Below are 26793 nucleotides of genomic sequence, written 5' to 3' on the forward strand. Positions count from 1 at the left end.
GAAAACGACCGCGCGATCGTATCTGATGAGGCGAACGCGGACGAAACGGTTTCCGGGCCGCCCTGGGCGCCCAGGCAGGGCCGCTACTTCAGCAGGCGGGACAGGCGGCGGTCGGCCAGGGGCTTGCCGCCCGTCTGGCAGGTGGGGCAGTACTGGAGGGCCGAGTCGGCGAACGAGACCTCGCGGATCGTGTCGCCGCAGACGGGGCATTTCTCGCCCTTGCGGCCGTGCACGCGGAGGCCGGTCTTCTTCTCGCCCTTGAGGTCGCGGGCCTCCAGGCCGCGCGAGCGCCCGACGGCGTCGCGGAGCGTCGCGACGATCGCCTCGTGGAGGGTCGCGACGTCGCCGTCGGTGAGCGTGGCGGCGATCTTGAAGGGGGACATCCTCGCCACGTGCAGCACCTCGTCGGAGTAGGCGTTGCCGATGCCGGCGATGACGCTCTGGTCGCGGAGGAGGCCCTTGATCTGGGTGCGCTTGCCCGCGACGATCCCGCCGAGCCGCTCGGCGGTGAACGACGCGTCCAGCGGGTCGGGGCCGAGGGTCGCCACGCCCGGCACGTCGGCCGGGTCGTGGACGACGTACACCGCGAGGCCCTTCTTCGTCCCGGCCTCGGTGAGGTCGAAGCCGGAGCCGTCGTCCAGGTGGACGCGGAGCGCGAGCGGGTTCTTCCCGCCGGGCCGGGCGGGCTTGGCGGGCATCTCGTCGCGCCAGCGGAGCCAGCCGGCGCGGGCCAGGTGGATGACCAGGTGCAGTCCGTCGACGTCCAGGTCGAGGAACTTGCCGTGCCGCGCGGCGCCGGTGACGGTCAGGCCGCCCAGCGCGGTCACCGGTGGGTCGTAGGTCTTGAGCGCGGAGATCGCGAGAACATCGACGCGCGCGACGGCGTGGCCGACGACGCGCTCGCGCAGGAACGTCGCCAGCGCCTCGACCTCGGGCAACTCAGGCATGTGACCTCCACCCGCCGAACGGACTAACCCCAAGGTAAACGCTCTGACGGCGTCCCGGGGCCGGGGGCGCGCGCCCGGCCGAACGGCGCCACACGCCGACGATCTCGCGGTGTACAGGCTGTCCACAAGCCTGTGGAAGGCTGTGGAAAACCCTGTGCACAACCGCGGGTTCGCCGTGCTGCCGGGGCGTTTCGAGGTGAATACCTCCACGAATATCGACAAAACGCCGCGAGGTGGCCGCGCACAGGGGTGTGGATAACTCTGCGCGACGGGGTGTGACCCGCATCTCGAAATAACCCCTAGGGGGTACGGGTTGTGCGGGGCGTCCGGCTATGGCAGCATGAGGCCCACGGGATACCCCCCAGGGGTACAAGTCGAGAGGGAGCAGCCAGAGATGAGCACCGCCACCTACACCGTCACCGGGATGACCTGCGGCCACTGCGTCGCCTCCGTGACCGAGGAGGTCGAGCAGGTCGCCGGCGTGACCGCCGTGGACGTCGACCTGAAGACCGGCGCGGTCACCGTCACCAGCGAAGCCCCCGTCGACGACGCCCTCATCAGGAGCGCCGTCGAGGAGGCGGGATACGCCCTGCAGGCCTGAGGCCTGCCGCCCTGGCGAACAGGGCCGAGACGAGTGGAGTTGAAGGACGATGAACACCGCGACCAAGCTGGGCGCCTACGTGGCGGCGCTGGCCGTCGTCTTCGGCGGCGCCGCCGGGATCGGGACGGCGGCCGGGCCGGTCGGCAAGGCCGACGACGGCGGGCACGGCTCGCACGGATCCCACGGCGAGACGGCGACGGGCACGGCGGCTGCCTCGGCGGTCCCCGGCGGGCTGCAGGTCAGCCAGGACGGCTACACCCTGCACCCGCGGACGACCGACGTGCGGCCGGGCGTGCCGACCGACTTCCGGTTCACCATCGACGGCCCGGACGGCAAGCCCGTCACGAGGTTCACGCCGCTGCACGGCAAGCGGCTGCACCTGATCGTCGCGCGCCGGGACCTGTCCGGCTTCCAGCACCTGCACCCGACCGAGGTCGGCGGCGGCGTGTGGGAGGTCGCGGTCGTCCTGCCGAAGGCCGGCGCGTACCGGTTCTTCACCGACGTCCAGCCGGAGGGCGCGAAGCAGTCGCTCACGCTGGGCGTCGACGTCACCGCGCCGGGCGACTACCGGACCGTCCCGCTGCCGAAGCAGGAGCAGGTCGCGAAGGTGGACGGCTACGAGGTGCGGCTGGCGGGGGCCCTCACGCCGGGCAAGGCCAGCAAGCTGACGCTGTCGGTGAGCCGGGACGGCCGGCCGGTCGCGGACCTGGAGCCGTACCTGGAGGCCTACGGGCACCTGGTCGCGCTGCGCCAGGGCGACCTGGCCTACCTGCACGTCCATCCGGACGGCGAGCCGGGCGACGGCCGGACGAAGCCGGGACCGGACGTGACGTTCTACGCCGAAGTGCCCAGTTCCGGCGTGTACCGGCTCTACCTGGACTTCCAGCACGGGGGCAAGGTCCGCACGGCAGAGTTCACCGTGCCGGCCGGGCCGTCCACCGCGGTGCCCGAGCAGGGTGAGGGCACCGGCGGCCACGGCGAGCACACGCACTGACATCCCTTACGGTCGAAGCGAAGGAGGAGCGATGACGACCGGCGCCGTACCAGACGCGAAATCCGGGCGGATCGAGCTGGCGATCGGCGGGATGACGTGCGCGTCGTGCGCCAACCGCATCGAGCGCAAGCTGAACAGGCTCGAAGGCGTGACCGCCACCGTCAACTACGCCACCGAGAAGGCCAGGGTCGAGTTCCCCGCGGGGGTATCCCCGGCGGACCTGGTCGCCACGGTCGAGCAGGCCGGCTACACCGCCGAGCTGCCCGCCCCGCCCAAGAGCGAGAGCGAAGCGGGCGAAGAGCGCGAACCCGACGACGGGCTGCGCACGCTGCGGCAACGGCTGATCACCTCGGTCGTGCTGGCCGTTCCGGTGATCGCGATGGCGATGGCCCCGGCGCTGCAGTTCGACAACTGGCAGTGGCTGTCGCTGACGCTGGCCTCGCCGGTCGTGGTGTACGCGGGCTGGCCGTTCCACAAGGCCGCGTGGACGAACCTGCGGCACGGCGCCGCGACGATGGACACGCTCGTGTCGGTCGGCACGCTCGCCGCGTTCGGCTGGTCGCTGTGGGCGCTGTTCTTCGGCACCGCCGGGGAGACCGGCCTCAAGCACGGGTTCGAGTTCTCCATGACCCGCTCGGACGGGTCGATGAACCTCTATCTGGAGGCCGCGTCGGGCGTCATCGCGTTCATCCTCGCCGGCCGCTACTTCGAGGCGCGTTCCAAGCGGCGCGCGGGCGCCGCGCTCAGGGCGCTGCTGGAGCTGGGCGCCAAGGAGGTCTCGGTCGTCCGGGACGGGCGCGAAGAACGCGTCCCGGTCGGGAAGCTGGCGGTGGACGACGTGTTCGTCGTCCGTCCCGGCGAGAAGATCGCCACGGACGGCGTCGTGACCGAGGGGTCGTCGGCGGTGGACGCCTCGCTGCTGACCGGCGAGTCCGTGCCGGTGGAGGTCGCGCCGGGCGACGCGGTGGTCGGCGCGACGGTGAACGCGGGCGGGCGGCTGCTGGTCCGCGCGACCCGGGTCGGCGCCGACACCCAGCTGGCCCAGATGGCGCGGCTGGTGGAGGACGCGCAGACCGGCAAGGCGCAGGTGCAGCGGCTCGCCGACCGGATCTCCGGGATCTTCGTCCCGGTGGTGATCGCGCTGGCCGTCGCGACGCTGGGCTTCTGGGTCGGCACCGGCTCGGGCCTGGCCGGGGCGTTCACCGCGGCGGTCGCGGTGCTGATCATCGCCTGCCCGTGCGCGCTCGGCCTGGCCACCCCGACCGCGCTCATGGTCGGGACGGGGCGCGGCGCGCAGCTCGGCATCCTGATCAAGGGCCCGGAGGTGCTGGAGTCGACCCGCGCGATCGACACGGTCGTGCTGGACAAGACGGGCACCGTCACCACCGGCCGGATGGCGCTGGCCGGCGTCCACACCGCCGACGGGGTGGACGAGGCGGAGGTGCTGCGGCTGGCGGGGGCGCTGGAGAACGCGTCCGAGCACCCGATCGCGCAGGCCATCGCCAAGGGCGCCGCCGAACGCGTCGGGACCCTGGGCACGGTCGAGGACTTCGCGAACGTCGAGGGCCTCGGCGTCCAGGGGATCGTCGACGGCCGCGGGGTCCTGGTGGGCCGGCCGCAGCTGCTGGCCGAGTGGTCGCAGCACCTGACCGCCGGCCTGGAGCGGGCCATGTCCGAGGCGCAGGCGCTGGGCCGCACCGCCGTCGCGGTCGGCTGGGACGGCGAGGCCCGCGCGGTGATCACCGTCGCGGACCAGGTCAAGCCGACGTCGGCGGAGGCGATCGGGCAGCTGCGGGCGCTCGGGCTGCGGCCCGTGCTGCTCACCGGCGACAGCGGGGCCGTCGCCCGCACGGTGGCGGACGCGGTCGGGATCGAGGAGGTCATCGCCGAGGTCCTGCCGCAGGACAAGGTGGACGTCGTCAAGCGCCTCCAGTCCGAGGGGCGGACGGTCGCGATGGTCGGCGACGGCGTCAACGACGCCGCCGCGCTCGCCCAGGCCGACCTCGGCCTGGCGATGGGCACCGGCACGGACGTGGCGATCGAGGCGTCCGACCTGACCCTGGTGCGCGGCGACCTGCGGGCGGCGGCGGACGCGATCCGGCTGTCGCGGCGCACGCTCCGGACGATCAAGGGCAACCTGTTCTGGGCGTTCGCCTACAACGTGGCGGCGCTGCCGCTGGCGGCGTCCGGGCTGCTCAACCCGATGATCGCGGGCGGCGCGATGGCGTTCTCCTCGGTCTTCGTGGTGAGCAACAGCCTGCGGCTCCGCCGGTTCAAGGCGCTGAACGGCGACACCGCGCCGGCCTCTGCGGCCGCGGCTCCGGCCCGTCCGGAGGTCCCGGCGACCCGCTGACGCGGGAGCGGACGCGCGGCCCCACGCCCGGGGCCGCGCGTTCGTTGTTTCATGTGAAACTTCCCGGCGCTAGAGCGGGACGTCCCAGAACGCCAGCTCATGGCGCATGCCCTCCAGGAACAGGCGTTCCGCCCGGCCGGGTTCGGCGCCGGACTCGTCGATCATCTGCGCGATGCGGCGGGTCAGCCCGGCGAAACCGGGGTCGGCGTAGGTGTCGACCCAGCGGCGGTAGCGCGGCTCCGCGGGCGGGTTCTCGGCGAGGCGGGCGCCCAGCGCCGAGTACCCCCACATGCACGGGTAGAGGGCGGCGAGGCCGTCACCGTAGTCGGCGGCGCCGTCCAGCAGGAACGAGGTGTAGGCGGCGCAGGCCGGGCCCTTCCGGGCGCCGTCCAGGTCGGCGCCGAACTCGGCGGACAGCGACCGGTGCAGTTCCAGTTCGTCGTGGTAGGTCGCGTGGGCCAGGTCGACGAGATCGCCCAGGTGCGCGGACGGGGCCTGCCAGGCGAGGCGCGAGAACACCCGGACGTAGTCGTGCAGGAAGAGGTAGTCCTGTTCGAGCCAGGAGCGGAACGCGGCCTCGGCCAGGTCGCCGTTCGCGATGCCGAGGACGGTCGGGTGCTTCAGCTGCTCCTCGACCAGCGGACGGCCGAGCTCCTCCAGATGCGCCGCGAGACTCATGCCGGCAAGTCTGGCATCACTCCGGAAACGACCAGGCCCCGCCGGGTCTTGCGGCCCGGCGGGGCCCTGGTCAAGCGCCGGTGTGTGGGTCGCCTCTCGGCGAAAGGCACAACACGGCTCCAGCCGGACGGTATTCCGTGAAGGCAATAGGTGAGGCCCGGGGACACCAGGCACACCGGCTGTTATGTGTAACCGACGGGACCCCCGGGATTGTTCCCGGCCCGCCCCCGAATCCGGAGAGGTCAGCGGGACGAGGTGGGCTGCGGGGCCGCGGGGGCGTCGGAGAAGGTGCCGGTGCGGCGGATCGTGTGCCAGCCGAGCCGCGCGCCGAGCAGCGCCGTGACCACGGACTGGACGACGACCAGGTACATCAGCTGCCGGTAGGCGAACTGCTGGAGCGGCAGCGTCCACAGCGGGCGGACGCGTTCGCCGTCCAGCCACAGCGCGTAGGCGCCCGCGGCGACCTGCGCGGCGACGAAACCGGCCCAGAGCAGGACCGGCTCCAGCGGGTTCAGGAAGACGATCCCGAACAGGGCGAACAGGTCGACGGCGGGGGCGAACAGCGGCAGCAGCACCTGGAACACCGCCAGGTAGGTGAGGCAGCGGCGCCCGAACCTGCCGGACGCGCCGCGCTCGACCAGGGAGCGGCGGTGCCTCCACATCGCCTGCATGGTCCCGTAGCACCAGCGGTACCGCTGCCGCCACAGCTGCCGGAGCGACGACGGCGCCTCCGTCCAGGCGAGCGCCTTCTCCTCGTAGACGACGCGGTGCCCGGACCGGCAGATCGCCATGGTGAGGTCGGTGTCCTCGGCGAGCGTGTCGGCCGGGACGCCTCCGACCCGCGCCAGCACGGACCGGCGGAACGCGCCGATCGCGCCCGGGACGGTCGGCATGCACCGCAGCACGTCGAACATCCGGCGATCGAGGTTGAAGCCGATCACGTACTCGATGTGCTGCCAGCGGCCGAGGAGGCCGCCCCGGTTGGCGACCTTGGTGTTGCCGCTCACCGCGCCGACGCGCGGATCGGCGAAGGGCGCGACCAGGTGCCGGAGGGTGTCGCGCTGGAACACGGTGTCGCCGTCGACCAGCACGAGGATCTCGCCGCGCGCCATCGCGGCGCCCGCGTTCAGGGCGCTGGGCTTGCCGCCGTTCGGCTTGCTCAGGAGGCGGACGCCCGGCAGCGCCAGCGATTCGACGATCGCGGAGGTGCGGTCCGAGGAGCCGTCGTCGACCACGATCACCTCGAACCCGCCGGGATAGTCGGTGTCGACCAGTGACCGGACCGTCGCCGCGATCCCCGCCTCCTCGTTGTACGCGGGGACGATCACGGAAACGTCCGGAAAGAGCCCCGGCGGCTGCCGGCGGGACGGCCGCCGGACGCGCCGGACGTGCACATGCGCGAAGACCACCAGCAGCACGAGCCGCAGCACGTACAGCGCCCCGGCGGCCCCGAACAGCGCGCCGAGCCAGCCGGTGAGCGCCGACGCGGTCCGCTGCGCGGCGACGAGCGTCCAGCCGACCGCCTTCTCCCGGCCCGGCACGGCGATGTCGGCGGCGGGCATCCCCACCGCCTGCGAGAGCGTGGTGAAGCGGTAGCCGCGCGGCTGGAGCCGGTCGATGATCCGCTCGACGGCCGCGACGGTCTGCGCCCGGTCGCCGCCCGCGTCGTGCAGCATGACGACGGCGCCCTCGTCCCGCCGGCCGGCCGCGAGCGCGGCCCGGACGATCTTCCCGGTGCCGGGCCGGGTCCAGTCCTCGGTGTCGCGGTCGGTCAGGACGACGACGTACCCGTCCTCGCCCGCCCGGCGGGCCGCGCGCCACTCCGGCGCGGTCAGACCGTCCGGGACGGAGGAGTACGGCATCCGCATCAGCCGGGTGTGCACCCCGGCCGCGCCCGCCAGCGCCCGCTGCGTCAGGTCCAACTCCAGGCGGGCGCGCCAGGCCGGGGCGGTGGCGAGGTCGACGTGCGTGTAGGTGTGCGAGCCGATCTCGTTGCCCTCGCGCAGGACGCGGCGGGTCAGCCCGGGGTTCGCGGCCACGTGCGCGCCGACGGCGAAGAACGTGGCGTGCGCGCCGCGGCGGCGCAGCACCTCGAGGATACGGGGCGTCCACACCGGGTCGGGGCCGTCGTCGAAGGTCAGCGCGATCGTCTTCGCCGGCATCCGCAGCGCGTGCGGCGTCCCGCCCGCCATGTTGATCACCGGGCCGCCCGAGGTGACGGCCCGCGGCGCCGGGACGGGGCGCGCCGGGTCCGCGCGCGGCGCTTCGCCGACCGCGCCGTGCGCGTAGCCGTCCAGCAGCAGGAGCACGCTCAGCGCCAGGCCGCCGAGCAGCAGCAGGGCCCAGTGGCCCCGCGGTTCGCCGCGCCGCATCCTCAGTTCGGCTTCTTCGTGTGCCCCCGGGCGGGCGGGGTCGCGTGGGAGTTGCCCGGATGGCTCGCGGTCGCGGTCGCCGAGGGTCTGGCGCTGGGCGCGGGCGCCGACGTGGGTACCGGTTGCGATGTCGCGGAAGGCGCCTTGGGCGGGGCCGTGCGAGGACGCCGGCTCGGCGTCGCTCCACGACGCTCACCCGGCGAGCCCGTCTTCCCGGCGCGCGCGCCGGCCGGCTGCTTCCCGCCCACACCGGGATGCGCGGACGGCGCGTTCCACGGGGTCCCCGGCACCGCGGCGCCCGTCGCCGCCCCGATGCCCAGCGCGCCGAGGAAGACCACGATCACCGCACCGGCGACCAGGCCGATCCGCCGGGCCAGCCGGTGCCGCCGCCCGGTCGCGTCCACGAACACCGGCGACCCGTCGGGCGCGGTCGCCCCGGGACCGTCCAAGGACGCGGCGTGCCTCGGGCCTCCGGCATGGTCCGGTGCCGCGCCGGGCCTCTCGTCCGGGCCGTGCCGGTGTGCGGGCAAATCGCGGATCATGGCGTCCATCGCTTCGCGTCAGGGGACGAACGCCGCGCGCGGGTCGGCACCGCGGTCGTTCAGAACGGTCAGCGCCGAGCACCCGGTACATGTCACACCACACCTGAAATGCCTGCACAATGACGCGGGTGACGCGAGTGCGGGAGAAGGACGCGGGCGGCGGGGACGACCTCGACCGCGCCCTCCGCGCGGCCCAGGAGGGCGACGAGGAGGCCTTCCGCGTGCTCTACCGCGACGTCCAGCCCCGGCTGATCCGCTTCGCCGGCGCGCTCGTCGGCGCCGACGCCGAGGACGTCACCTCCGAGGCGTGGCTGCAGATCGCCCGCGACCTGCCCGCCTTCCGCGGCGACATCGACGGGTTCCGCGGCTGGACCGCCACCATCACCCGGCACCGCGCCCTGGACCACCTGCGCCGGCGCGCCCGCCGCCCGGCCGCCGACGCGCCCCCCGAGGAGCTGCTCACGCTCGCCGCGCCGTCCGACACCGAGGCGCTCGCGCTGGACGGCATCGCCACCGGGGACGCGCTGCGGCTGATCGCCGAGCTGCCGCGCGACCAGGCCGAGGCGGTGCTGCTGCGGGTGGTGGTGGGGCTGGACGCCAAGTCCGCGGGCAGGGTGCTCGGCAAGCGTCCCGGCGCGGTCCGCACCGCCGCCCACCGCGGCCTGCGCCGGCTCACCGAGCGGCTCGCCGGGACCGCTCCACCGGCGCAGGCGGGCTCGCTGCCCGCCGCCGGGAGTGACAAAAGCGGCGGTACGGGCGCTGAAGGGGTGAGATGAGCGACCACCAGCGAGCCCGACGGCTCGACCAGCGCACCGCCGAGCGGCTGCTCGGCGGCGCTCCGGCGAGCCCCGCGCACGGCACCGGCGACGGTCCCGCCGACGGCCACGAGGCGCTGCGCGCGCTGCTGTCGGCCGCGGCCGGCCCGCCGCGTCCGGGCGAGCTGGCCGGCGAGGACGCCGCGGCCGCCGCCTTCCGCGCCGCCCGCACGCGGCCCGCGCCGCGCCGGTCGCGCTGGGCCGCCCTGCCCCGCTACGCGACGGTCAAGGTCGCCGTGGTCGCCGTGACGCTCGCGGTGTTCGGCGGCGGCGTCGCCGTCGCGGCCGGCACCGGGCACCTTCCCGGCGGGTCCGCCGACCCCGCGCCGTCCCCGAGCCATTCGCCCGGCACGCCCTGGCACCGCGGCGAACGGCCGACGCCGTCGCCGTCCGTCGTCCCGCCCGCGAGCCCGGCGCAGCGTCCGAGGCCGAGCACGTCCCCGAAGGGCAAGCCGCAGCACGGCAAGACGGCCGCCCCCGGGCAGACCAAGAGCCGGACGCCGAAGGCCAAGACGACCCCGAACCACGGCGCGGGCAACGGGAACGGGAAGGGCAACGGCAGCGACAACGGCCAGGGCAGCGACCCGGTCCACCGGCCCTCCACGACCGGCCACCCCACCCCGCAGGCCCCGGTGCCCCTCCCCGCCAAGTAGGCGGCCCGCGCCGCGGTCAGTCGTGGCGGAGGGCGCCCTCGCCGGCGACCGACCGGTAGTAGCAGGTCGGGCGCGCGCGGCCCGACGCGTCCTTGGTGTGGCAGGCGCCGCCCGTCGTCCGGTTCACCAGGTAGAGCAGGGAGTTCTGCTCGCAGTTGACCCGGACCTCGACCAGCTCCAGCACGTCGCCGGACGACGCGCCCTTGCGCCACAGCTCGTTGCGCGACGTAGACCACAGCACCGCGATCCGCTCGTCCAGCGTCGCCTTGAGCGCCTGCTCGTTGGCGTAGCCGATGAACAGGACGTCCTTGGACGCGGCGTCCTGCAGCACCACCGGGACGACCTCCGAGCCGGTCGCCGCGACGGCGCGGAGCTTGCCGAAGTCCAGTTCGAGCCGCGTTCCCTCTTCGAGTTCGTTCACCCCGTGATCCTCCCTGGGCCCGGCCACCGACGGCAACCCCATTGCCACCGTGCGCGTCGGCACGGTCACGCATCGTCGCACAGCCGTCGAGGGCATCTGCGGAAATGGCGAATGCGCGGGTCCCGGCTTGTCACCAGAGGCGATTGTGCGGCCGAAGCCGCGGACTCATGCTGGCCGGAGCACTCACGCGAGGGAGCGATTCGATGACACGGGGTACGACGATCCGGGCACGCGGCCCCCTGAGGCTCCTCGGCACGACCAGCCTGCCGGGGATCGCCCGGTCCGCCCCGCAGGCGCGGGCGTTCGTGCTCCGGGTCGCCCCGCACATCGACGCCGAAGCCCTCGCCGACATCGTCCTCTGCGTGGACGAGCTCGTCGCCAACGCCTGCGAGCACACCGCCTCCGGGCTGGGCGGGACGGTGACCGTCATCGTCAGCGCCGCGGGCGAGGTGCTGCGCGTGACCGTCCTCGACGACGGCGGCACCGCCGCGGCCCCGCGCGTGCACGACGACCCGTGCGGCGAGAACGGCCGCGGCCTGCGGCTGGTCGACGCCCTGTCCACCGCCTGGGGCACGCACCGAGCGCTCGGCGGCACGGCCGTATGGGCGGAGTTCCAGGTCCCCGCCGGCCTGCGCACCGCCTGCAGCCTCTCCTGCCCCCCTCTGACCCGCCCGGCGCCGCGCGGTCACGTGCCCTTCGGCGGCACGTCCTCCTGAGGCACCACGAACGTCCCGCGCCCCTTGACGGCACGGACCAGGCCCTCGCGCTTCAACAGGTCGAGGGCCTTGACGATGGTCGGCACAGAGACACCGAACTCGTCCGACAAGGACGGTCCGGACGGGATGCGGCGCGCGTAGGTCCGGTCCTCGATGCGCGCACGCAGGATCGCGGCCACCTGCTCGTACAGCGGCTCCGGCGCGTCCAGATCGATCCCCATCACCCGGACTGCGGTGGCGCGTCGTCCTGGGGCACCACGAACGTCCCGCGCCCCTTGACGGCACGGACCAGGCCCTCGCCCTTCAGGACGGTGAGGGACTTCTGCACGGTCATGGTGGACAGGCCGAACTCATCGATCAACGCGGCCACCGATGGGATGGCCCGGTTGACCTGGTACGTGCCGTCCTGGATGCGACCACGCAGGACTGCGGCCAGCTGCAGGTACAACGGGTCCGGCCCATCGAAGTCGATCTCTGTCACATATCAGACAGTATCTATCCGCAGAGAGCGCTATTAGACAGCATTATTACTAGGTAGACAGTAGCATGGAGTATTAGGCCTGCGTATGGTTCGGGCATGACCATCCCCATCGCGAGCGCGCAGGCTCGGCTCGGCGCGCTCATGCGGCGACTGGACCTCTACCGGCTGGACGTCCGCCTCAAGCCCGACGGCCTGCTGGTGACGAATCCCTTCGGCGACGGGTGCTGCGACGACAGCCCCGAGCCGGGCGACACCGTCACGTGCAGGCCGAGGCCGGACGACGGCGGGCGGCTCTGGTTCGTCCATTCCTGGGGCGAGTGGATCTCCGAGGCCGACAGGGTCGTCGATGCGGCGGTGTGCATCGCTTCGCGACTGGGGGCCGTGTGAACGGTCCGGGGAGGCACCTATCCCTCCATATCTGGATGACATGGGCTTGGGAAAGCGGCATTCTTTGACGGCCTCGCCGCCGACACCGGAGGACCACGTGCCGACACTCGTGCTGTCGCCTCGCTACACCGAGGACTCGAAGGTGCTGCGCGTCGCCGCCGGTCGAGCCGGCTGGAAGGCGGAGCGCCTGGGCGGGTGGCGGGCTCCGGCGCGGCTGCGCCGGCAGGACGTGGCGCTGTACGGGGAGCCGACGTTCGTGGAGGTCATCGCGGCGCAGCTCGGCGTCTCGCTGATCGACGCGCCGCCGGCCTGGCTGCCGGGCCTGCCGGAGCGGCATCTCCGTCGAAAAGTGAATATGTCGACATTGGCGGAGGTGCGCGAGGCGTTCGCCGGACCGGCCTTCGTCAAGCCGGCGGACGGCCGCAAGGGCTTCGAGGGCCGGGTCTACGGCGCACCCGCCGACCTCCCGGACGCGGTGCCCGGCGACACCCCCGTGCTCGTCGGCGAACCGGTCGAGTGGGAGGTCGAGTACCGCTGCCAGGTGCTGGACGGCGAGGTCGTCGCGATGTCGCCCTACCTGCGGAACGGCGAACTGGCGCTCACCGGTGACGGCCGCTGGGAGGCGACCCGGGACGGGGAGGCCCGCGAGTACGCGGGCACACTCCTGGCCGAGGTGCCCCTCCCGCCCGCGATCGTCGTCGACATCGGCCTGGTCAAGGGGCGGGGCTGGGCCGTCGTCGAGGCGAACGCGGCCTGGGGCGCGGGCCTCTACGGGTGCGATCCGCAGGCCGTCCTGCGCGTCCTGGCGCGGGCGTGCGCGCCGGCGCCGTCCGACCGCGAATGGACGACCACGCCCGTCGGCTGAGCGGGGAGGCCAGTCGGGTGACAGATGCCCGGCCGGTCGGTGCGTTCCTAGCGTCAGGGCCATGGAAACCACACCACTTCGCGTCGCGGTCATCACCGGCAGCACCCGGGAGGGGCGGTTCGCCCCGACCGTCACGACCTGGTTCGCCGAGCAGGCCGGGCAGCGGGACGACATGGTCATCGACCTGGTGGACACGGCGGACGCGCCTCCGCCGAGCCGCCTCGGCTCCCCCGCGCCGGACGGCTTCGCCGAAACCACCCGGAAACTGCGGGACGCGGACGCGTTCGTCGTCATCGCCTGCGAGTACAACCACAGCTTCCCCGGCACGCTCAAGAACCTGATCGACAGCCACTTCCACGAATGGCGCGCCAAGCCGGTCGCGTTCGTCTCCTACGGCGGGGTGTCCGGCGGGCTGCGGTCCGTCGAGCACCTGCGGGGCGTCTTCGCCGAACTGCACGCGGTCACGATGCGGGACTCCGTCAGCTTCCACGCCCCGTGGAACTGGTTCGGCGACGACGGCCGGCCCACCGACCCGGGCGGCGCCGGCGCGGCGGCCAAGGGCATGCTCGACCAGCTCGCCTGGTGGGGGCACGCGCTGCGCGACGCGCGGGCCGTCCGGCCCTACGGAGCCTGAGATGACGACGATGACGCAGGCCCCGTCGGCGGCGGCGGGGCGGACGGCGCGGCCGATGGCGATCGTGCTGGTGCTGGTCCTCGGCTCGATCATGATCGCGCTGGACCAGACCGTGGTGAACGTGGCGGTGAACCGGCTGTCGGCGGACTTCGACGCGCCGCTCGGCACCGTCCAGTGGGTCGCGACCGGGTACTCGCTGGCGCTCGGCGCGGTGATCCCGTCGGCGGCGTGGGCGATCGGGCGGTTCGGCGCGCGGCGGCTGTACCTGGCGGCGATCGCCGCGTTCGCGGCCGGCTCGATGCTGGCCGGGCTGGCGTGGAACATCGAGTCGCTGATCGCGTTCCGGGTCGTGCAGGGGCTCAGCGGCGGCCTGGTGATGCCGGTCGGCATGACGATCCTGCTGCGCGCCGCCGGGCCGGACCGGCTCGGCCGGCTGATGAGCACGCTCGGGCTGGCGATCCTGGTCGGCCCGCTCGCCGGGCCGGTCGTCGGCGGCTGGCTCATCGACGAGGTGTCGTGGCGGTGGATGTTCTTCATCAACCTGCCGATCGCGGTCGCGGTCGTGGCGCTCGCCGCGCGGACGTTCCCCCGCGACACCGCCGGGGAGCGCAGGCCGCTGGACGTCCTCGGGCTGCTGATGCTCTCGCCCGGCCTCGCCGCGCTGCTCTACGGGGTGACCGCGGGCGGCGATCGCGGCGGCTTCGGCTCGGCCGCCGTGCTGGTCCCGCTCGCCGGCGGCGCGCTGCTGGTCGCCGGGTTCGCGGCACGGGCGCTGACCGTCCGGAACCCGCTGATCGACCTGCGGCCGTTCCGCGACCGGACGTTCGCGGCGGCGACCGGGACGCTGGCGCTGTTCGCGTCCGGCTACTTCGGGACGATGCTGCTCCTCCCGCTGTACCTCCAGGTCGTGCGGGGCGAGAGCGCGACGGTCGCGGGCCTGCTCGGCATCCCGTTCGCGCTCGGGTCGGGGACGGCGATGCAGGTCGCCGGGCGGATCGCGGACAGGGTGCCGCCGGGGCGGCTCGTCCCGGTGTCGATCGCGATCGCGCTGACCGGGTTCACGCTGTTCACCGTCCAGCTGAGCGCGGACGCCCCGTACTGGGGGCTGTGCGCGGCGATGCTGCTGATGGGCGCGGGCGGCGGCGCGACGATGATGCCGGCGATGACGGCGGCGACCCGGGGCATGGCGCGCGAGCAGGCGCCCGCGGCGAGCACCACGGTGAACCTGGTGAACACCGCGTCCGGGGCGATCGGGACGGCCCTGGCGTCGGTGGTGCTGTCCGCGCTGATGAGCGGGCTGGTCCCCGGGGCCCCGGAGGGCGGCGCGCTCCAGGCCGTCCACGGGCTGACCCCGGAGGCGCACGACGCGATCGCGGGCCAGCTGTCGGACGCGTTCCGGCACACCTACGCCTTCGCGCTCGGCCTCCTGGCGCTGGCGCTGGTCCCGGCGCTGTTCCTGCCGCGCCGGACCCCGGCGAAGTGACGCCGGGAACCCCCGTTCCGAGATCCGGAGCGGGGGTCCTGGCGTGAGGGCCCGGAGGGCGCGGGCCGCGCCGTGCGGGGCCTCGCGTCATCGTCTGGCCGGGGCGGTGCCTCTCTCGCTCACCACCCATCCTGGTCACCGGCATTTCATAAGTCAAAGAGATGAATCTTCTGGAGTTGAGCAGCTCCAGTTATGGGCTACAGCTCCTTGAGGAAGCCCGAGTCGACCACGACCTCGGCCCCCGTGGTGCTCGCCGACCGCGGCGAGGCCAGCAGCGCCACCGCGTCCGCGACCTCCTGCGGCTCGGCCATCCGGCCCGTCGTGAGGCTCATCATCTCGGCCGCGCCGCCGTTCAGGACCGCGTCGCGGTCCGACCCGGTGCCCTGCGCGATGACGTCGGCGGCGCCGCCCTCCTTCGTCCACCAGTCCGTCCGGACCGGGCCGGGCGACACCGTGTTCACCCGGATCCCCTGCGGGCCGAACTCCTCCGACAGCCCCTTCGCCAGGTTGTTCAGCGCCGCCTTCGCCGCGTTGTAGTCGAAGTTCATCGGCCCCGGGCGGCGCCCGTTCACCGACGACACGTTGACGATCGCCGCCGCGTCGCTCTCCAGCAGGTGCGGGATCGCCGCGCGGACGGCCCGCACCACGGCGACCACGTTGAACTCGAAGACGTCGCGCCAGTCGTCGTCGGTCAGCGTCCCGAACCCGAAGCGGGGCATGACCGCGCCGGGCGGCGGGCCGCCCGCGTTGTTGACCAGGACGTCCAGCCCGCCGAACCGCTCCACGGCCTGCTCGACCGCGAGCGCGGGCGCGGCCGGGTCCATCAGGTCGGCGGCCACGTGCAGCAGGTCCGGCCCGGCGAGCGCGTCGAGCTCCGGGCCCGGCTTGCGGGAGACGGCGGCCACGCGGGCGCCCTCCTCCAGCAGCGTCCGGACGACGGCCAGCCCGATGCCCTTCGAGGCGCCGGTGACGACCGCCACCCGCCCGGTGAGCCGCAGGTCCATGGGATCCCCTCTCGTAGGTGCGCACGCCTCCTCCGGCGTGCGACGCCTCAAGAACCCCGCCCGGCGGGTCCCGGTTGCACCGGCGGCTACACGCCTTCGGCGTTGCGGCGCGCGCGCAGGGCACGGACGCGTCCGCGGCTGGCGCACGCGGGCGACGGGCACCAGCGGCGCCGGTCCGCCGGATCGGCGAACACGCCCCGGCAGTCGTCCTCGGGGCACACCTTCAAGAAGGCCCGCTCCGGGCCGGTCAGCTGGTCGGCGGCCTGGCGCGCGATCCGGCCGAGCGCCGCGACGCCATCGGCCGGCGCGGCCCGGACGAGACGTCCGTCCACGGCCAGCTCGACCGGCTCCGCGGCGTCCAGGAAGCCGGCGAGGGCGCGCACGTCGTCCTGCGACGGGGGCTCGCCGTCGACGGTCGCCAGCGCGATCGGCCGCAGCGTCTCGCGCAGCCGCCGCGCCCGTTCGAGGTCGGCGGCGTCCACCGGGCGCGCCGGGGCCAGCTCGCACGCGTCGAGCCACGCGGCGAACCGCCGCACATCGGGGATCCGCTCGACCGGCCGCGCGCCGAACGCCCGGCCTTTTGTGGCGAGCAGGTTCAGCCAGGTCGCGCCGCAGTCGAGGCGGAAGGCCTCCGGATCGCTCTTCACCATGGCTTGATTGTAACGCCTCATCCGTTACGCTAGTGTGTAACGCACAGGCCGTTACAGAAGGAGTTCCCATGGACCTGACCGAAGCCACCCTCGACCGCGCCGAAGGCCACCGCCTGCTGGACGTCCTCCAGGACGAGACCACCCGGGAGGCCACCTTCCCCGCCCTGGAGGGCCTCGCCCCCGGCTTCGCCGACTGGGTCGTCACCAGCCTGTTCGGCGGCACCTACCAGCGCGAGGGCCTGTCCCTGCGCGACCGCCAGCTGCTCAACCTCGCCGCCCTCACCGCCCTCGGCGGCGTCGAGCCGCAGCTCACCGGGCACGTCCGCACCTGCCTGCGGCTCGGCATGGCCCGCGAGGAGATCATCGAGTCGTTCGTGCACCTCGCGCCCTACGTCGGCGTCCCGAAGGCGCTCGCCGGCCTGCGCGTCGCCGCCGCGGTCCTGACCGACGCCCGATGAGGGCCCGGACCGTCCTCGGCGACGTCGACGCCGCCGACCTCGGCGTCTGCGACGCCCACGACCACCTGTTCTTCCGCACGCCCCGGCTGCCCGGCCAGGAACTGGACGACCCGGCCCGCGCCGCCGCCCACCTGCGGACCTTCGCCGGCCTCGGCGGCCGGACCATCGCCCAATGGACCCCGTACGGCCTCGGCCGCCGCGAAAAGGACCTCGCCGAGCTCTCCGCCGCCACGGGCGTCCACATCATCGCCGCGACGGGGCTGCACCAGGCGGTCCACTACGACCCGGACGTCCTCGCCCGGGTCCGCCCCCGCCTCGCCGAGCTCTTCCACCGCGAGCTCACCGACGGCCCCGCCGGCATGATCAAGGTCGCCGGCGGCTTCCACGGCCTCGACGAGCACGCCCGGCACACCCTGACCGCCGCCGCCGAGGCGTCCAACGCCACCGGCGCCCCCATCGGCGTCCACCTCGAAGAGGGGACCGCGGCCCTGGACGTCCTCGACCTGCTCTGCGCGGCCCTGGACGTCCCGCCGGACCGGGTGATGCTGAGCCACCTCAACCGCTCTCCCGACCCCTGGGTCCACCGCCGCGCCGCCGAATCGGGCGCCTACCTGTGCTTCGACGGCCCGTCCCGCTCCCATCAGGCCACCGACTGGCGGCTCTTCGACGTCCTGGCGGCGCTCGTGGAGGCCGGGCACACCGGCCGGATCCTGATGGGCGGCGACACCACGACGCCCGACACCCCCGGCATCCCGCACCTGCTCCGCGTCCTCCGCCCCCGAGTGGAGGCCCAACTCGGCAAGGACGCCGCCACCGCCATCTTCAAGACCAACCCCGCCCAAGCCTTCGCATGGTGAGCCTCAGCCTTCTCGCACGACCCGCAACATCAGCACCAGGACGGCGACCCCGGCGAACACCTCGACGACAGGCACCGGAGCCAGCGCCAGGAACAGGACGAGCACCATCTTCAGCGCGGGCACGACCAGCCCGAGGCCGCCGACCGCCAGAAGCGCGGTCTCCCAGACCATGATCCCGGCATGGACGCCCCGGCGTCCGGGACGGCACCGCGCGGCGAGCACGGCCCCGGGCACGACAAGGAGGAGCAGCGGCGCCGCGCCCACGCCACCGCGCCGGATCGGATCCCGTAAGGGGCCTGCACGGATTCCCGGATCATCTCCATGCCCACGAGACTGACCCGCCGGCGCAGCACGCACATGAGCACACATACTCAGGTCCGCGGGCCCTAATACACAGCCGACCACCCGCCGCGGGAGGGCCGGGACGACGCCGCAGCCGCGCACGGCTGGGACGGCCCGCCCCTCTGGCTCCACGGCGACCTGCACCCGGCCGGCACCGGTGTGATGGCTTGATCACTCTGGTGGGCGAAGTCCTTACGAAGATCGAACGTACGGGGCCGCGGTCTGGTGCGGGCCCCGGCGAAGATCATTGACTTGGCCCCATGAACGCACCCACGTCAGTTCTCGCCGCTCGCCGGGCCGCCGTCGCCGTGCTGCCCCTCGCCCTGGCGGCCGCCGTGTTCGCCCCGCTGCGGGCTTCGGCTGCCGAGGTCACGGTCGAGTCCACGAGCGTTTCGCCGTCCAGGATCACCTCCGGTGAGGAGGCGATCCAGACGGTCACCCTGGCCGAGCCGGCTCCCGCCGGCGGTGTCACCGTGAACCTCCTGGACGGCAACGAGTACGAGGACCTGACCTACTTCCAGTCGACCAAGCACAAGGTCACGGTGCCCGCCGGGCAGCAGCGCGTCAGCTTCCCGATCCGGGTGCAGTCCGCGACCAGCGCGGGGACCGTGACCCGGCTGACCGCCGGTGTCGGCGGCCGCGCCGCGGAGACGTCCGTCACCGTCGACCCGATCGACGCTCGCGTGCAGGACGTCACCGGCTTCACGGTGGACAAGCGCATCGCGGCGGAGGGCGGCAAGATCACCGGCACGGTGCGGATCAAGTCCCCGGCGCCGGTCGGCGGGCTGGCCGTCGACCTGCGCAAGACCCCCTACGAGAGCGCGGCCGTCTCGTTCCCGTACTACGTGGTCGTGCCCGCCGGGGCGACCAGCGCCACCTTCTCCCTGGAGTCCACGGCCTACGACCAGCCGCGTTTCGCCACCGTCATGGCCGCCTTGAGCACCGCCAGGCAGTTCGCCGGCGTCATCGGCGTGCCGAAGAAGTTCTCCGTCGGCGTCCTCGGGCCGGTGCGGCACCACCCCGGCAACGCCGAGAACTTCGGCGTGGTCGGCCTCGGCGACATCTGGCACCCGTTCGGCGCCAGGATCGACCTGACCAGCGACACCCCCGGCGTCATCGCGCAGCTCAACGTGCCGTCCGACGGCAGCATCCCGGCCGACCAGGCCGGCGCCCAGTTCAAGATCTATGTCGCCGACTCGGTCCCGGCCGGCACCAAGGTGAAGCTCACCGCGAAGTGGGTGCTCGGTCCCGCACCGGTCACCACGGAGTTCACCGTCGAGGACTAGCCGCGGGGCCGTGAAGTCATGGCTCGGGTGGTGTCGTCCAGGGAGTTCGTAGTCGACGTCCCATGCTGGTGGTCGGTGCGGTGCTGCTGCCGGTAACGGCCGGCTGAGATCCCGTACTCGCGTTTGAAAGCGTTGGCGAAGGCATAGGCGGAGCCGTAGCCGCTGCGCTGCGCGACGGTGGACAGCGGGACATCGGTCGTCTGGAGCAGGCGTGCCGCCATGGTGAGCCGCCACCACGTCAGATAGGTGAGCGGTGGCTGCCCCACCATGGCGGTGAACCTGCGGGCGAAGGCGGCACGGGACAGGCCCGCGTGCGCGCCCAGCGACTCCACGGTCCAGGGATCGGCGGGGCGTTCGTGCACGGCACGCAGTGATCGCGCGATCATCTCGTCGTCGAGGGCGACGCACCAGCCGGTGGCCCGCACTCCCGCACGTTCGATCAGACAGGCGCGGATCAGGTGGACGAGGAGCACTTCGAGCAGCGCCGGCAGCACCACGTCCCTGCCGTGCATCTGTTCGCTCAGTTCGCTGAGCAACAGGTCGATCGACGCCTGGAGACCCGGGTAGCGGTCCGGCCGTGCCGGAAGGGTCACCAGATCGGCGAGGTCCTGGAACAGCGGGTGCGGGCGGGCCCGCTGAAGCCGGTAGGTGCCGGACAAGAACTGGGCGGTGCCGTCGGTGGCGTTCACGAGCGTGTGCGCAGTCCCGTGCGGGAGCAGAACGGCGTCGCCCGGCTGCAAGGTGATGACCTCTTCGTCCGGTACCGTCACCCGGACGCGTCCCGTGGTGCCCACATAGAACCGGGCACCCTCGAAGGGCCGGACCTCCTTCTCCGACGACGGGTCCGCCGTCTCCAGCGACAGGGAGGGGCGCCCCACTCGCATGGTGCCGATCGCGTCGCTGAGCACGTCCATGGCCGAATCTTCCCTTACCGGGTCAGGTGTCCGAGAACGGCGCCCATCGCTTGATCGAGACGGCCCCGTTCGACCGCACGACTTCGGCGGCACCCGCTCCGCCCAGGTGCGCCGGCACGACCAGGCTGTTCGTCGCGGCCGCCCGCTCCAGGACGCGGCGCCGCGACCGGGTGGCCTCGGTCTGGTCCTCGCTCAGGCAGGTGTCGTGATCGGGTTCGAGCATCTGCAGCGGGGTGTGGATCAGGTCGCCGACGAACACTGCCCGGTCGGTGCCGGATTCCAGCCACAGCACCGTCGAACCGGGCGTGTGACCGGGGGCCAGTTCCAGGACCAGGTCCTCGTCGATGCGGTGACTGTCGCCCTCCCACAGCACGGCCTGACCGGCCTGATGGACGGGCAGGACGCTGTCGTTGAACGTGACCCCGGTGTCCGAGGCGGACTGGAACGGAGACTTCGGGGCGTGGCCGTTGGCGGGGTTCCAGAAGTCGAAGTCGTCCCGGCTGATCAGATATCGCGCGTTGGGGAATGTCGGCACCCACTCGCCGTCGACCAACCGGGTGTTCCATCCCACGTGGTCGTTGTGCAGGTGGGTGTTGACGACGAGATCCACGTCCTCCGGCCGCACCCCGGCCACCGCCAGTCGGTCGAGGAAATCGCCGTCGCGCTTGTTGAACACCTCGACTTCGCGTTGCTTGTCATTGCCGAGACCGGTATCGATCAGAATGGTGCGGCCGGCGCTCCGCAGCACCCAGGTCTGCACGTTCGCCTGCCACGCACCTGTCTTGGAGTTCAGGAAGTCGGGCGCCAGCCAGGATTCGTGCCGGCGCCACAGCTCGGCGGGCACGGACGGGAACAGGACATCGGTGGTGGCGAAAGCACCCTGCCACTCGACCACCCGCGAGACCTCGACATCACCGAGAATGATTTTCTTCATCCCGTCACCGTAGAAAGGGACGGGGGAGACGCGAAATGCTCCGACGTCTCTCGTTGTTAAGGCAGCGTCTCGCGGGAGTCCCCGTATGGCTTCACCGCCGCTGCTTTGATGTCAGCGGACGAGGCGGAAGAACGTGCGGAGCTCGTCGACGAACAGTTCGGGTTGCTCGAACGCGGCGAAATGGCCGCCCTTGCCGGGCTCGCTCCAGTGGCGGATGTCGGTGAAGCGCTTCTCGGCCCATCGCCGGGACGGGCGGGGAGTCTCCCTGGGGAAGAGCGAACATCCGGTCGGTACGGTCACCAGGTCGGTCGTCTCGGCCGTGAAGAGCCGCTGGACCTGCTTGAAGCTCTCCCAGTAGAGCCGGGCGGCGGACGCGCCGGTCCCGGGCAGCCAGTAGAACATGAGGTTGTCCAGGAGTTCGTCGCGGGTGAGCGCGTTCTCGGGGTGGCCGCCGCAGTCGGTCCAGGAGCGGAACTTCTCGATGATCCAGGCGCACAGCAGCGAGGGGGAGTCGACGAGCCCGTACCCGATGGTCTGCGGCCTGGTGGACTGTTCGAGCGAGTACCCGTCCTCCCACTCCCGGCCGTGCTCGAGTGCGGACAGCGCGGCGCGTTCGGCGTCGGTGAGGTCGCCGAACGTCGCCGGGTCCGGCGCCGCGAGGGGCGGGACGAGGTGGATGCCGGCCACCCGGTCCGGGTCGTTCTGGCCGATCAGCGTGGTGATGGTGGTGCCCCAGTCGGAGCCCTGCGCTCCGTACCGCTCGTAGCCCAGGCGCGCCATCAGCCGGATCCACGCCTCGGCGATCCGCTCGACGCCCCAGCCGCGGCGGGCCGGTTTGTCGCTGAATCCGTAGCCGGGAAGCGAGGGGCAGACGACGTGGAACGCGTCGCGGGCGTCGCCGCCGTGGGCCGTCGGGTCGGTGAGGGGCCCGATCACCTTGAGGAATTCCACGATCGAGCCCGGCCAGCCGTGCGTGAGGACGATCGGCAGCGCGTCGTCGTGCGGCGATCGGACATGGAGGAAGTGGATTCCGAGGCCGTCGATCGACGTGCGGAACTGCGGCAGGGTGTTCAGGCGCCGCTCGGTGGTCCGCCAGTCGTACTCCTCGGCCCAGTACCGGCACAGTTCGCGCAGGTAGCCCAGGGGGACGCCCTGCGACCAGTCGTCGACCGTCGCCTCCTCCGGCCAGCGGGTGCGCCGCAGACGTTCGCGCAGATCGGCCAGCGCGGATTCCGGGACGTCGAGTTCGAACGGGGTCACTTCGTCGGTCATGCCGCCCTCCTCCTGGGAGCGTCGGTGGTGAGCGTGGTCGGGCGTGACGGCGGGATCGCGCCGCCGTGGTCGCCGCACAGCGTTCCCTTCTAATAAACTCGCTAATCGAGCATAATTGAGGGGAAGGTGCGCATGGCAAGCCCCCGGGACCGGTCGCCGTCCGCGCGCGCCAGGGACGCCCGCTGGCGCGGCGCGCTCGCCGTGCTCGAAGAGATGCGCCGCGAGCCCGGCGTGACCCGGGCGGCCGTCGCGCGCCGGCTCGGTCTCAGCACCGGCTCGGCCACCGAGATCACCGCCCGGTTGCGCGACCTCGCGCTCCTCGCCGAGACGCCCGCCGCCACGGCGGGCCGGGGCCGTCCGACGACCGTGCTCACCCCTCATCCGGACGGGCCCGTCGTGATCGCGGTGGACGTCCGGCAGGGGGACTGGCGGTGCGCGGTCGCCGCGCTTGACGGAAGGCCCGGCATCGCGGAGACCGGAACCCACCGAAGCCGCGACCCCGAGCACGTGATCGACACGGTCGCGCAGGCGGTGCGGCGCCTCCACCACCGCTACGGACAGCGCGTCCGCGCGGTCTCCGTGGCGATCGCCGCGACCGTACAGCGCGGCAGGGTCGTCCAGTCCGCCGCGCTCGGCTGGGGCCCGGTCGATCTGGCGGCCCTGGCCGTGGACCCGCGTGTGCCGCTGCTGCTCGGCAACGACGCGACCTTCGCGGGGCTCGCCGAGGCCCGGCAGGGCGTCGCCGCCCAAGCCGGGACCGTCCTGCACGTCACCGTGGAGGTGGGCGTCGGCGGCACCCTGGTCGTCGACGGGCGGCCGGTGGACGGCGCGACGGGCGCCGGCGGGGAGTTCGGCCACCTTCCGTTCGGCGACCCCGGCCTGCGCTGCCCGTGCGGCGCCCGAGGCTGCTGGGACCTGGTGGTCGACGGCCGCGCCATCGCCCGCGACCTCGGCGAGCCGCCGCCCCGCGACTCCCGCGCGTATGCGGAGCACGCCCTCGCCCGCACCCCGGCGGACCCGGCCGTCCGGACGGCCGTCGGCCGCGCGGCGACTGGACTGGGCCGCGGCATCGCCGGGCTGATCAACGCCCTGGACCCGGCCGTCGTCACGCTGGGCGGCCTCGCGGAGCCGCTCCGAGCCGCCGCCGAGCCGGAGTTCGACGCCGCCCTCACCGATGGCCTGATGCGCTTCCGCCGCCCGGACCCGCCTCCGGTCGTCGCCGCCGCTCTCGGCCGCGACGGGGCGCTCCACGGCGCGGCGGTGACCGCGCTCGACCACTTCCTCACCGAGGACGGCCTCGCCGCCTGGGCCGCCGTCCGCTCCCCCGCATAGCGCTCGGCTGGCCGACTCGACCCCGCGGACCTACATTTGGTCGGCGTGCGGATCATCTCCCTCAACGCCTGGGGCGGCGCGATGTTCGACGAACTCGCCCCCTGGCTCGACGCGTGCGGCGCCGGCGTCCTGTGCCTGCAAGAAGTCACCCACACTCCGTCCCTCGGCGGCTGGACGCGCTTCGACGACGCCGACCGCTCGCTGCCCCAGCGGGCGAACCTCCTCGCCGATGTCCGCTCCCGCCTCCCGCATCACCACGGGCTTTTCGTCGCGAGCGACACCGGCCCGGTGCAGGACCGCGAACAGCGGCAGCACCGGCAGGACTTCGGTGTGGCCACCTTCGTCGGCGAGCCGTTCCCCGTGGTCGGCGTGCGGTCGGCGTTCGTGCACGGCGACTACACCGAGCACCGCGACCGATGGCCGACCGACGGACGGCCCCGCGCCGCGTTGGCCGTGCGCGTGCACGACCGCCGGGCGGCGCGGTCCGTCACCGTCGTCAACCTCCACGGCCTGCGCGACCCGCGCGGCAAGGCCGACACCCCGGCCCGCCACGCGCAGGCCGAACGGCTCGCGGACCTCATCGAGGGAGCACGGCAGGACGGCGACGTCACCGTGGTGTGCGGCGACCTCAACCTGCTCCCCGACAGCAAGACCTTCAAGATCCTCGCCGACCTCGGGCTGACCAACCTGGTCCGCGACGCCGACACCAGGACATCGCGCTACCCGAAGCCGCTCCGGCACGCCAGCTATCTGCTGGTCTCCGACCCCGGCGCAGTGGAACGGTTCGAGATCGTGAGCGCGCCGGAAGTCTCCGACCACCGCGCTCTGGTGCTCGACCTCTAGCCGGCGCATCCAGGCGGCGCCACCTCGCGCCGGCGCGGGCTCAGGAGCCGGCTTCGTCGGTGCGGGCGCCGGCGAGGACGGCGTCCAGCAGGCCCGGGTAGCGGGCGTCCAGGTCGTCGCGGCGCAGGGTCAGCAGGTTCTCCCGGCCGGACGGCTCCTGGAAGATCACGCCGCTGTCGCGGAGGACGCGCCAGTGGTGGGTCATCGTCGACTTGGCCGTGATGCCCAGCTCGACCAGCACGCTGGTGCAGTTGTGCTCGCCGCCGGCGTCCAGCACGCGGACGGCGGCCAGCCGGACCGGGTGGCCGAGCGCCGACAGCACCCCGTCGATGCGGATCTGGTCGCGCTCCGGGTGGCGGTACCTCATGGTCCCACCGTACAGCGATGGTCGAACAATCCACCAGAACGCCCTTGCAGCTCCGTACGATCATACGTAATTATCCGTACAGTCGTACGTCGGCGGGCGGCCCCGTCCGCCGGCCCGTCCCCCCGAAGGGTGTCCGCTGGCATGTCCGCTGCTCCAAGACAGGCTCGGCTGGGCTGGACCCTGGCCCTCCTGGCGCTCGCGCAACTGATCTACTCGCTGGACCTGAACATCGTGTTCGTCGCGCTCCCCGAGATCGGCTCGGACCTCGGCTTCCCCGGCCAGACCCGGCAGCTGGTGGTGAGCGCCTACGTCGTGTTCGCCGGCGGGTTCCTGCTGTTCGGCGGCCGTGCCGCCGACCTGCTGGGCCGCCGCCGCGTGTTCGTGTTCGCGCTGGCCCTCTACGCCGTCTCGTCGCTGGCCGGCGGCCTCGCGCCGAGCCCCGCCACGATCATCGTGGCGCGGGCGGTGCAGGGCATCGGCGGCGCGCTGCTGCTGCCGTCCACCCTCTCGCTGATCAACACGCTGTTCGCCGAGGGGCCGCAGCGCAACCGGGCCCTCGCGGTCTGGGGCGGCGCGGGCGCCAGCGGCCTGACCATCGGGGCGCTGCTCGGCGGCGTCCTCACCGAGAACTTCGGCTGGCCGGCCGTCTTCTACGTCAACGTGCCGCTGGCCGCCCTGCTCGCGGTGGCCGCGCTCGCGGTGATCCCGCGCGACCCGGCCGGCGGGCCGCGGCGGCGCTTCGACCTGCCCGGCTCGCTGACCGTCACCGCGGGCGCGACGCTGCTGGTGTTCGCGCTGGTCGAAGGGCCGGAGGAGGGCTGGACGAACCCGCTGGTGATCGGCGCCCTCGTGCTGTCCGCGGTGCTGCTGGCGGCCTTCGCGGCCATCGAGGGGCGCAGCGCCGACCCGCTCATGCCGTTCCGGCTGTTCCGCAACCGCAACCTGACCATCGGGCTGACCGTCACGTTCCTCTACATGGCGACCTTCGGCGTGCTGCCCTACTTCCTCACCGTGCTCATGCAGAGCGTGCACGGCTTCAGCGCCTTGGAGACCGGGCTGGCCTTCCTGGTCCCCTCGCTGGCGATCGCGACCGGCACCCAGCTCGGCGAGCGGCTGACGACCCGGACCGGCCTGCGCACGACACTGCTGATCGGCTTCGCGGTCGGGGCCGCCGGCACGGCCGCCATGGCGCTCGGCTTCGACGCCGACGCCGGCTACGGCCTGCTGGTGCCCGGACTGGTCGTCTCCGGCGTCGGCCAGGGCATCGTCTGGACGGCGATGTGGATCGCCGCCGCCACCGGCACCGCCGCCCACGAGCAGGGCGTCGCCAACGGCATCGCCTCCACCGCCCTCAACATCGGCAACGCCATCGGGCTGGCGATATTCACCGCGCTCGCCGACATCGGCACCGGCGGCAAGACCGGCGAGGCCCTGCGCTCCGCCACCGCCCACGGCCAGTTCGTCGTGGTGCTGCTGACCGCGGCCGGAATGGTCATCGGGCTGCTGGTCAGCCTGGTCCTGCCCCGCTTTTCCACACCGTCCTCGACCGCCGCGGAAGCGCCCGACCCGGCGCCCGCCACCGCGAGTTGACC

Annotated in this window: 30 protein-coding genes; 16 read left to right on the top strand and 14 right to left on the bottom strand. The window is 73.2% G+C overall.

Annotation, left to right across the window (positions count from 1 at the left end; translation table 11 throughout):
• Positions 1 to 83 precede the first annotated feature (83 nt).
• Positions 84 to 947 carry an Fpg/Nei family DNA glycosylase gene (locus tag ACA514_RS24410; protein WP_375043539.1) on the bottom strand — a complete coding sequence of 288 codons (864 nt, stop codon included), beginning with the start codon at positions 945 to 947 and terminating at the stop codon, positions 84 to 86.
• A gap of 394 nt (positions 948 to 1341) precedes the next feature.
• On the opposite strand from ACA514_RS24410, the gene ACA514_RS24415 reads away from it, so the two are divergent.
• From ACA514_RS24415 to ACA514_RS24425, 3 genes are read left to right on the top strand one after another with little or no spacing between them, the layout of a single operon-like run.
• The gene (locus tag ACA514_RS24415; protein ID WP_375043540.1) at positions 1342 to 1548 is read left to right on the top strand and encodes a heavy-metal-associated domain-containing protein; all 207 of its coding nucleotides are present in this window, start codon (positions 1342 to 1344) and stop codon (positions 1546 to 1548) included.
• 49 nt (positions 1549 to 1597) lie between these two features.
• The gene (locus tag ACA514_RS24420) at positions 1598 to 2542 is read left to right on the top strand and encodes a hypothetical protein (RefSeq protein ID WP_375043541.1); all 945 of its coding nucleotides are present in this window, start codon (positions 1598 to 1600) and stop codon (positions 2540 to 2542) included.
• Between the two features lie 31 nt (positions 2543 to 2573).
• Entirely contained in the window at positions 2574 to 4895 is a 2322-nt protein-coding gene (locus ACA514_RS24425; RefSeq protein WP_375043542.1) for a heavy metal translocating P-type ATPase, read from the top strand.
• A 69-nt stretch (positions 4896 to 4964) separates the two neighbouring features.
• Here the strand turns inward: ACA514_RS24425 and ACA514_RS24430 are convergent, their stop codons facing one another.
• The 3 genes from ACA514_RS24430 to ACA514_RS24440 form a co-directional block, all read right to left on the bottom strand.
• Positions 4965 to 5573 (bottom strand): TenA family protein, encoded by a 609-nt coding sequence (locus tag ACA514_RS24430; protein ID WP_375043543.1) that lies wholly within the window; start codon positions 5571 to 5573, stop codon positions 4965 to 4967.
• 242 nt (positions 5574 to 5815) lie between these two features.
• Positions 5816 to 7945 carry a bifunctional polysaccharide deacetylase/glycosyltransferase family 2 protein gene (locus tag ACA514_RS24435; RefSeq protein ID WP_375043544.1) on the bottom strand — a complete coding sequence of 710 codons (2130 nt, stop codon included), beginning with the start codon at positions 7943 to 7945 and terminating at the stop codon, positions 5816 to 5818.
• A gap of 2 nt (positions 7946 to 7947) precedes the next feature.
• Entirely contained in the window at positions 7948 to 8394 is a 447-nt protein-coding gene (locus tag ACA514_RS24440; protein ID WP_375043545.1) for a hypothetical protein, read from the bottom strand.
• Positions 8395 to 8615: 221 nt separating this feature from the next.
• Between ACA514_RS24440 and ACA514_RS24445 the strand changes: the two genes are divergently transcribed.
• Together ACA514_RS24445 and ACA514_RS24450 are read left to right on the top strand one after the other, a co-directional pair.
• Positions 8616 to 9263: an RNA polymerase sigma factor gene (locus tag ACA514_RS24445; protein ID WP_375043546.1), complete on the top strand. Its 648-nt coding sequence runs from the start codon at positions 8616 to 8618 to the stop codon at positions 9261 to 9263.
• Complete coding sequence (locus ACA514_RS24450; protein ID WP_375043547.1) at positions 9260 to 9955, top strand: hypothetical protein; 696 nt, start codon at positions 9260 to 9262, stop codon at positions 9953 to 9955. The genes ACA514_RS24445 and ACA514_RS24450 overlap by 4 nt, the downstream gene beginning before the upstream one ends.
• A gap of 16 nt (positions 9956 to 9971) precedes the next feature.
• On the opposite strand, the gene ACA514_RS24455 is transcribed toward ACA514_RS24450, so the two are convergent.
• On the bottom strand, positions 9972 to 10376 hold the full coding sequence (locus ACA514_RS24455) for a phosphoribosyl-AMP cyclohydrolase (protein ID WP_375043548.1): 405 nt from the start codon (positions 10374 to 10376) through the stop codon (positions 9972 to 9974).
• Positions 10377 to 10579: 203 nt separating this feature from the next.
• On the opposite strand from ACA514_RS24455, the gene ACA514_RS24460 reads away from it, so the two are divergent.
• Positions 10580 to 11092 carry an ATP-binding protein gene (locus ACA514_RS24460; protein ID WP_375043549.1) on the top strand — a complete coding sequence of 171 codons (513 nt, stop codon included), beginning with the start codon at positions 10580 to 10582 and terminating at the stop codon, positions 11090 to 11092.
• On the opposite strand, the gene ACA514_RS24465 is transcribed toward ACA514_RS24460, so the two are convergent.
• Positions 11062 to 11313 carry a GntR family transcriptional regulator gene (locus ACA514_RS24465; RefSeq protein ID WP_375043550.1) on the bottom strand — a complete coding sequence of 84 codons (252 nt, stop codon included), beginning with the start codon at positions 11311 to 11313 and terminating at the stop codon, positions 11062 to 11064. The genes ACA514_RS24460 and ACA514_RS24465 overlap by 31 nt on opposite strands.
• Positions 11313 to 11573 (bottom strand): GntR family transcriptional regulator, encoded by a 261-nt coding sequence (locus ACA514_RS24470; RefSeq protein ID WP_375043551.1) that lies wholly within the window; start codon positions 11571 to 11573, stop codon positions 11313 to 11315. The genes ACA514_RS24465 and ACA514_RS24470 overlap by 1 nt, the downstream gene beginning before the upstream one ends.
• 96 nt (positions 11574 to 11669) lie before the next feature.
• Here ACA514_RS24470 and ACA514_RS24475 point away from each other — a divergent pair, with 96 nt between their 5' ends.
• From ACA514_RS24475 to ACA514_RS24490, 4 genes are all read left to right on the top strand, one after another.
• Positions 11670 to 11960: a hypothetical protein gene (locus ACA514_RS24475; RefSeq protein WP_375043552.1), complete on the top strand. Its 291-nt coding sequence runs from the start codon at positions 11670 to 11672 to the stop codon at positions 11958 to 11960.
• Between the two features lie 97 nt (positions 11961 to 12057).
• Entirely contained in the window at positions 12058 to 12825 is a 768-nt protein-coding gene (locus ACA514_RS24480; RefSeq protein WP_375043553.1) for an ATP-grasp domain-containing protein, read from the top strand.
• A gap of 61 nt (positions 12826 to 12886) precedes the next feature.
• Positions 12887 to 13459, top strand: coding sequence for an NADPH-dependent FMN reductase (locus ACA514_RS24485; protein ID WP_375043554.1), 573 nt, complete (start codon positions 12887 to 12889; stop codon positions 13457 to 13459).
• A 1-nt stretch (position 13460) separates the two neighbouring features.
• Positions 13461 to 14942 carry a DHA2 family efflux MFS transporter permease subunit gene (locus ACA514_RS24490; RefSeq protein WP_375043555.1) on the top strand — a complete coding sequence of 494 codons (1482 nt, stop codon included), beginning with the start codon at positions 13461 to 13463 and terminating at the stop codon, positions 14940 to 14942.
• A gap of 197 nt (positions 14943 to 15139) precedes the next feature.
• Here the strand turns inward: ACA514_RS24490 and ACA514_RS24495 are convergent, their stop codons facing one another.
• Both ACA514_RS24495 and ACA514_RS24500 read right to left on the bottom strand, forming a co-directional pair.
• Complete coding sequence (locus ACA514_RS24495; protein ID WP_375043556.1) at positions 15140 to 15946, bottom strand: SDR family NAD(P)-dependent oxidoreductase; 807 nt, start codon at positions 15944 to 15946, stop codon at positions 15140 to 15142.
• Between the two features lie 86 nt (positions 15947 to 16032).
• Positions 16033 to 16596: a CGNR zinc finger domain-containing protein gene (locus ACA514_RS24500; RefSeq protein WP_375043557.1), complete on the bottom strand. Its 564-nt coding sequence runs from the start codon at positions 16594 to 16596 to the stop codon at positions 16033 to 16035.
• Between the two features lie 68 nt (positions 16597 to 16664).
• On the opposite strand from ACA514_RS24500, the gene ACA514_RS24505 reads away from it, so the two are divergent.
• Positions 16665 to 17054, top strand: a complete 390-nt coding sequence (locus tag ACA514_RS24505) for a carboxymuconolactone decarboxylase family protein (RefSeq protein ID WP_375043558.1) — start codon at positions 16665 to 16667, stop codon at positions 17052 to 17054.
• Entirely contained in the window at positions 17051 to 17911 is an 861-nt protein-coding gene (locus ACA514_RS24510; protein ID WP_375043559.1) for a phosphotriesterase, read from the top strand. The genes ACA514_RS24505 and ACA514_RS24510 overlap by 4 nt, the downstream gene beginning before the upstream one ends.
• A 3-nt stretch (positions 17912 to 17914) precedes the next feature.
• On the opposite strand, the gene ACA514_RS24515 is transcribed toward ACA514_RS24510, so the two are convergent.
• A complete protein-coding gene (locus ACA514_RS24515) occupies positions 17915 to 18082 on the bottom strand; it encodes a hypothetical protein (RefSeq protein ID WP_375043560.1) in 168 nt (55 codons plus the stop codon).
• 431 nt (positions 18083 to 18513) lie between these two features.
• Here ACA514_RS24515 and ACA514_RS24520 point away from each other — a divergent pair, with 431 nt between their 5' ends.
• Positions 18514 to 19539, top strand: coding sequence for a hypothetical protein (locus ACA514_RS24520; RefSeq protein WP_375043561.1), 1026 nt, complete (start codon positions 18514 to 18516; stop codon positions 19537 to 19539).
• On the opposite strand, the gene ACA514_RS24525 is transcribed toward ACA514_RS24520, so the two are convergent.
• From ACA514_RS24525 to ACA514_RS24535, 3 genes are all read right to left on the bottom strand, one after another.
• Positions 19536 to 20453, bottom strand: a complete 918-nt coding sequence (locus tag ACA514_RS24525; RefSeq protein ID WP_375043562.1) for a cupin domain-containing protein — start codon at positions 20451 to 20453, stop codon at positions 19536 to 19538. The two genes, ACA514_RS24520 and ACA514_RS24525, sit on opposite strands and share 4 nt — an antisense overlap.
• A gap of 22 nt (positions 20454 to 20475) precedes the next feature.
• Positions 20476 to 21348: an MBL fold metallo-hydrolase gene (locus tag ACA514_RS24530; RefSeq protein ID WP_375043563.1), complete on the bottom strand. Its 873-nt coding sequence runs from the start codon at positions 21346 to 21348 to the stop codon at positions 20476 to 20478.
• Positions 21349 to 21498: 150 nt separating this feature from the next.
• Entirely contained in the window at positions 21499 to 22659 is a 1161-nt protein-coding gene (locus ACA514_RS24535) for an epoxide hydrolase family protein (RefSeq protein WP_375043564.1), read from the bottom strand.
• Between the two features lie 132 nt (positions 22660 to 22791).
• On the opposite strand from ACA514_RS24535, the gene ACA514_RS24540 reads away from it, so the two are divergent.
• Together ACA514_RS24540 and ACA514_RS24545 are read left to right on the top strand one after the other, a co-directional pair.
• Positions 22792 to 23991, top strand: a complete 1200-nt coding sequence (locus tag ACA514_RS24540) for an ROK family transcriptional regulator (RefSeq protein ID WP_375043565.1) — start codon at positions 22792 to 22794, stop codon at positions 23989 to 23991.
• A gap of 45 nt (positions 23992 to 24036) precedes the next feature.
• Complete coding sequence (locus tag ACA514_RS24545) at positions 24037 to 24834, top strand: endonuclease/exonuclease/phosphatase family protein (protein WP_375043566.1); 798 nt, start codon at positions 24037 to 24039, stop codon at positions 24832 to 24834.
• A gap of 40 nt (positions 24835 to 24874) precedes the next feature.
• On the opposite strand, the gene ACA514_RS24550 is transcribed toward ACA514_RS24545, so the two are convergent.
• A complete protein-coding gene (locus tag ACA514_RS24550; protein WP_375043567.1) occupies positions 24875 to 25201 on the bottom strand; it encodes an ArsR/SmtB family transcription factor in 327 nt (108 codons plus the stop codon).
• 141 nt (positions 25202 to 25342) lie between these two features.
• Here ACA514_RS24550 and ACA514_RS24555 point away from each other — a divergent pair, with 141 nt between their 5' ends.
• Positions 25343 to 26791, top strand: coding sequence for an MFS transporter (locus ACA514_RS24555; protein WP_375043568.1), 1449 nt, complete (start codon positions 25343 to 25345; stop codon positions 26789 to 26791).
• Positions 26792 to 26793 lie beyond the last annotated feature (2 nt).

The organism is Actinomadura sp. NTSP31 (assembly GCF_041951385.1).
Lineage (GTDB): Bacteria > Actinomycetota > Actinomycetes > Streptosporangiales > Streptosporangiaceae > Spirillospora > Spirillospora napierensis.

Bases quoted from the DNA above. Each gene is read 5' to 3' on its own strand.
- ACA514_RS24410 (WP_375043539.1), bottom strand. From the start codon at position 947: ATGCCTGAGTTGCCCGAGGTCGAGGCGCTGGCGACGTTCCTGCGCGAG.
- ACA514_RS24415 (WP_375043540.1), top strand. From the start codon at position 1,342: ATGAGCACCGCCACCTACACCGTCACCGGGATGACCTGCGGCCACTGC.
- ACA514_RS24420 (WP_375043541.1), top strand. From the start codon at position 1,598: ATGAACACCGCGACCAAGCTGGGCGCCTACGTGGCGGCGCTGGCCGTC.
- ACA514_RS24425 (WP_375043542.1), top strand. From the start codon at position 2,574: ATGACGACCGGCGCCGTACCAGACGCGAAATCCGGGCGGATCGAGCTG.
- ACA514_RS24430 (WP_375043543.1), bottom strand. From the start codon at position 5,573: ATGAGTCTCGCGGCGCATCTGGAGGAGCTCGGCCGTCCGCTGGTCGAG.
- ACA514_RS24435 (WP_375043544.1), bottom strand. From the start codon at position 7,945: ATGCGGCGCGGCGAACCGCGGGGCCACTGGGCCCTGCTGCTGCTCGGC.
- ACA514_RS24450 (WP_375043547.1), top strand. From the start codon at position 9,260: ATGAGCGACCACCAGCGAGCCCGACGGCTCGACCAGCGCACCGCCGAG.
- ACA514_RS24460 (WP_375043549.1), top strand. From the start codon at position 10,580: ATGACACGGGGTACGACGATCCGGGCACGCGGCCCCCTGAGGCTCCTC.
- ACA514_RS24465 (WP_375043550.1), bottom strand. From the start codon at position 11,313: ATGGGGATCGATCTGGACGCGCCGGAGCCGCTGTACGAGCAGGTGGCC.
- ACA514_RS24475 (WP_375043552.1), top strand. From the start codon at position 11,670: ATGACCATCCCCATCGCGAGCGCGCAGGCTCGGCTCGGCGCGCTCATG.
- ACA514_RS24485 (WP_375043554.1), top strand. From the start codon at position 12,887: ATGGAAACCACACCACTTCGCGTCGCGGTCATCACCGGCAGCACCCGG.
- ACA514_RS24490 (WP_375043555.1), top strand. From the start codon at position 13,461: ATGACGACGATGACGCAGGCCCCGTCGGCGGCGGCGGGGCGGACGGCG.
- ACA514_RS24495 (WP_375043556.1), bottom strand. From the start codon at position 15,946: ATGGACCTGCGGCTCACCGGGCGGGTGGCGGTCGTCACCGGCGCCTCG.
- ACA514_RS24500 (WP_375043557.1), bottom strand. From the start codon at position 16,596: ATGGTGAAGAGCGATCCGGAGGCCTTCCGCCTCGACTGCGGCGCGACC.
- ACA514_RS24505 (WP_375043558.1), top strand. From the start codon at position 16,665: ATGGACCTGACCGAAGCCACCCTCGACCGCGCCGAAGGCCACCGCCTG.
- ACA514_RS24510 (WP_375043559.1), top strand. From the start codon at position 17,051: ATGAGGGCCCGGACCGTCCTCGGCGACGTCGACGCCGCCGACCTCGGC.
- ACA514_RS24515 (WP_375043560.1), bottom strand. From the start codon at position 18,082: ATGGTCTGGGAGACCGCGCTTCTGGCGGTCGGCGGCCTCGGGCTGGTC.
- ACA514_RS24520 (WP_375043561.1), top strand. From the start codon at position 18,514: ATGAACGCACCCACGTCAGTTCTCGCCGCTCGCCGGGCCGCCGTCGCC.
- ACA514_RS24525 (WP_375043562.1), bottom strand. From the start codon at position 20,453: ATGGACGTGCTCAGCGACGCGATCGGCACCATGCGAGTGGGGCGCCCC.
- ACA514_RS24535 (WP_375043564.1), bottom strand. From the start codon at position 22,659: ATGACCGACGAAGTGACCCCGTTCGAACTCGACGTCCCGGAATCCGCG.
- ACA514_RS24540 (WP_375043565.1), top strand. From the start codon at position 22,792: ATGGCAAGCCCCCGGGACCGGTCGCCGTCCGCGCGCGCCAGGGACGCC.
- ACA514_RS24550 (WP_375043567.1), bottom strand. From the start codon at position 25,201: ATGAGGTACCGCCACCCGGAGCGCGACCAGATCCGCATCGACGGGGTG.
- ACA514_RS24555 (WP_375043568.1), top strand. From the start codon at position 25,343: ATGTCCGCTGCTCCAAGACAGGCTCGGCTGGGCTGGACCCTGGCCCTC.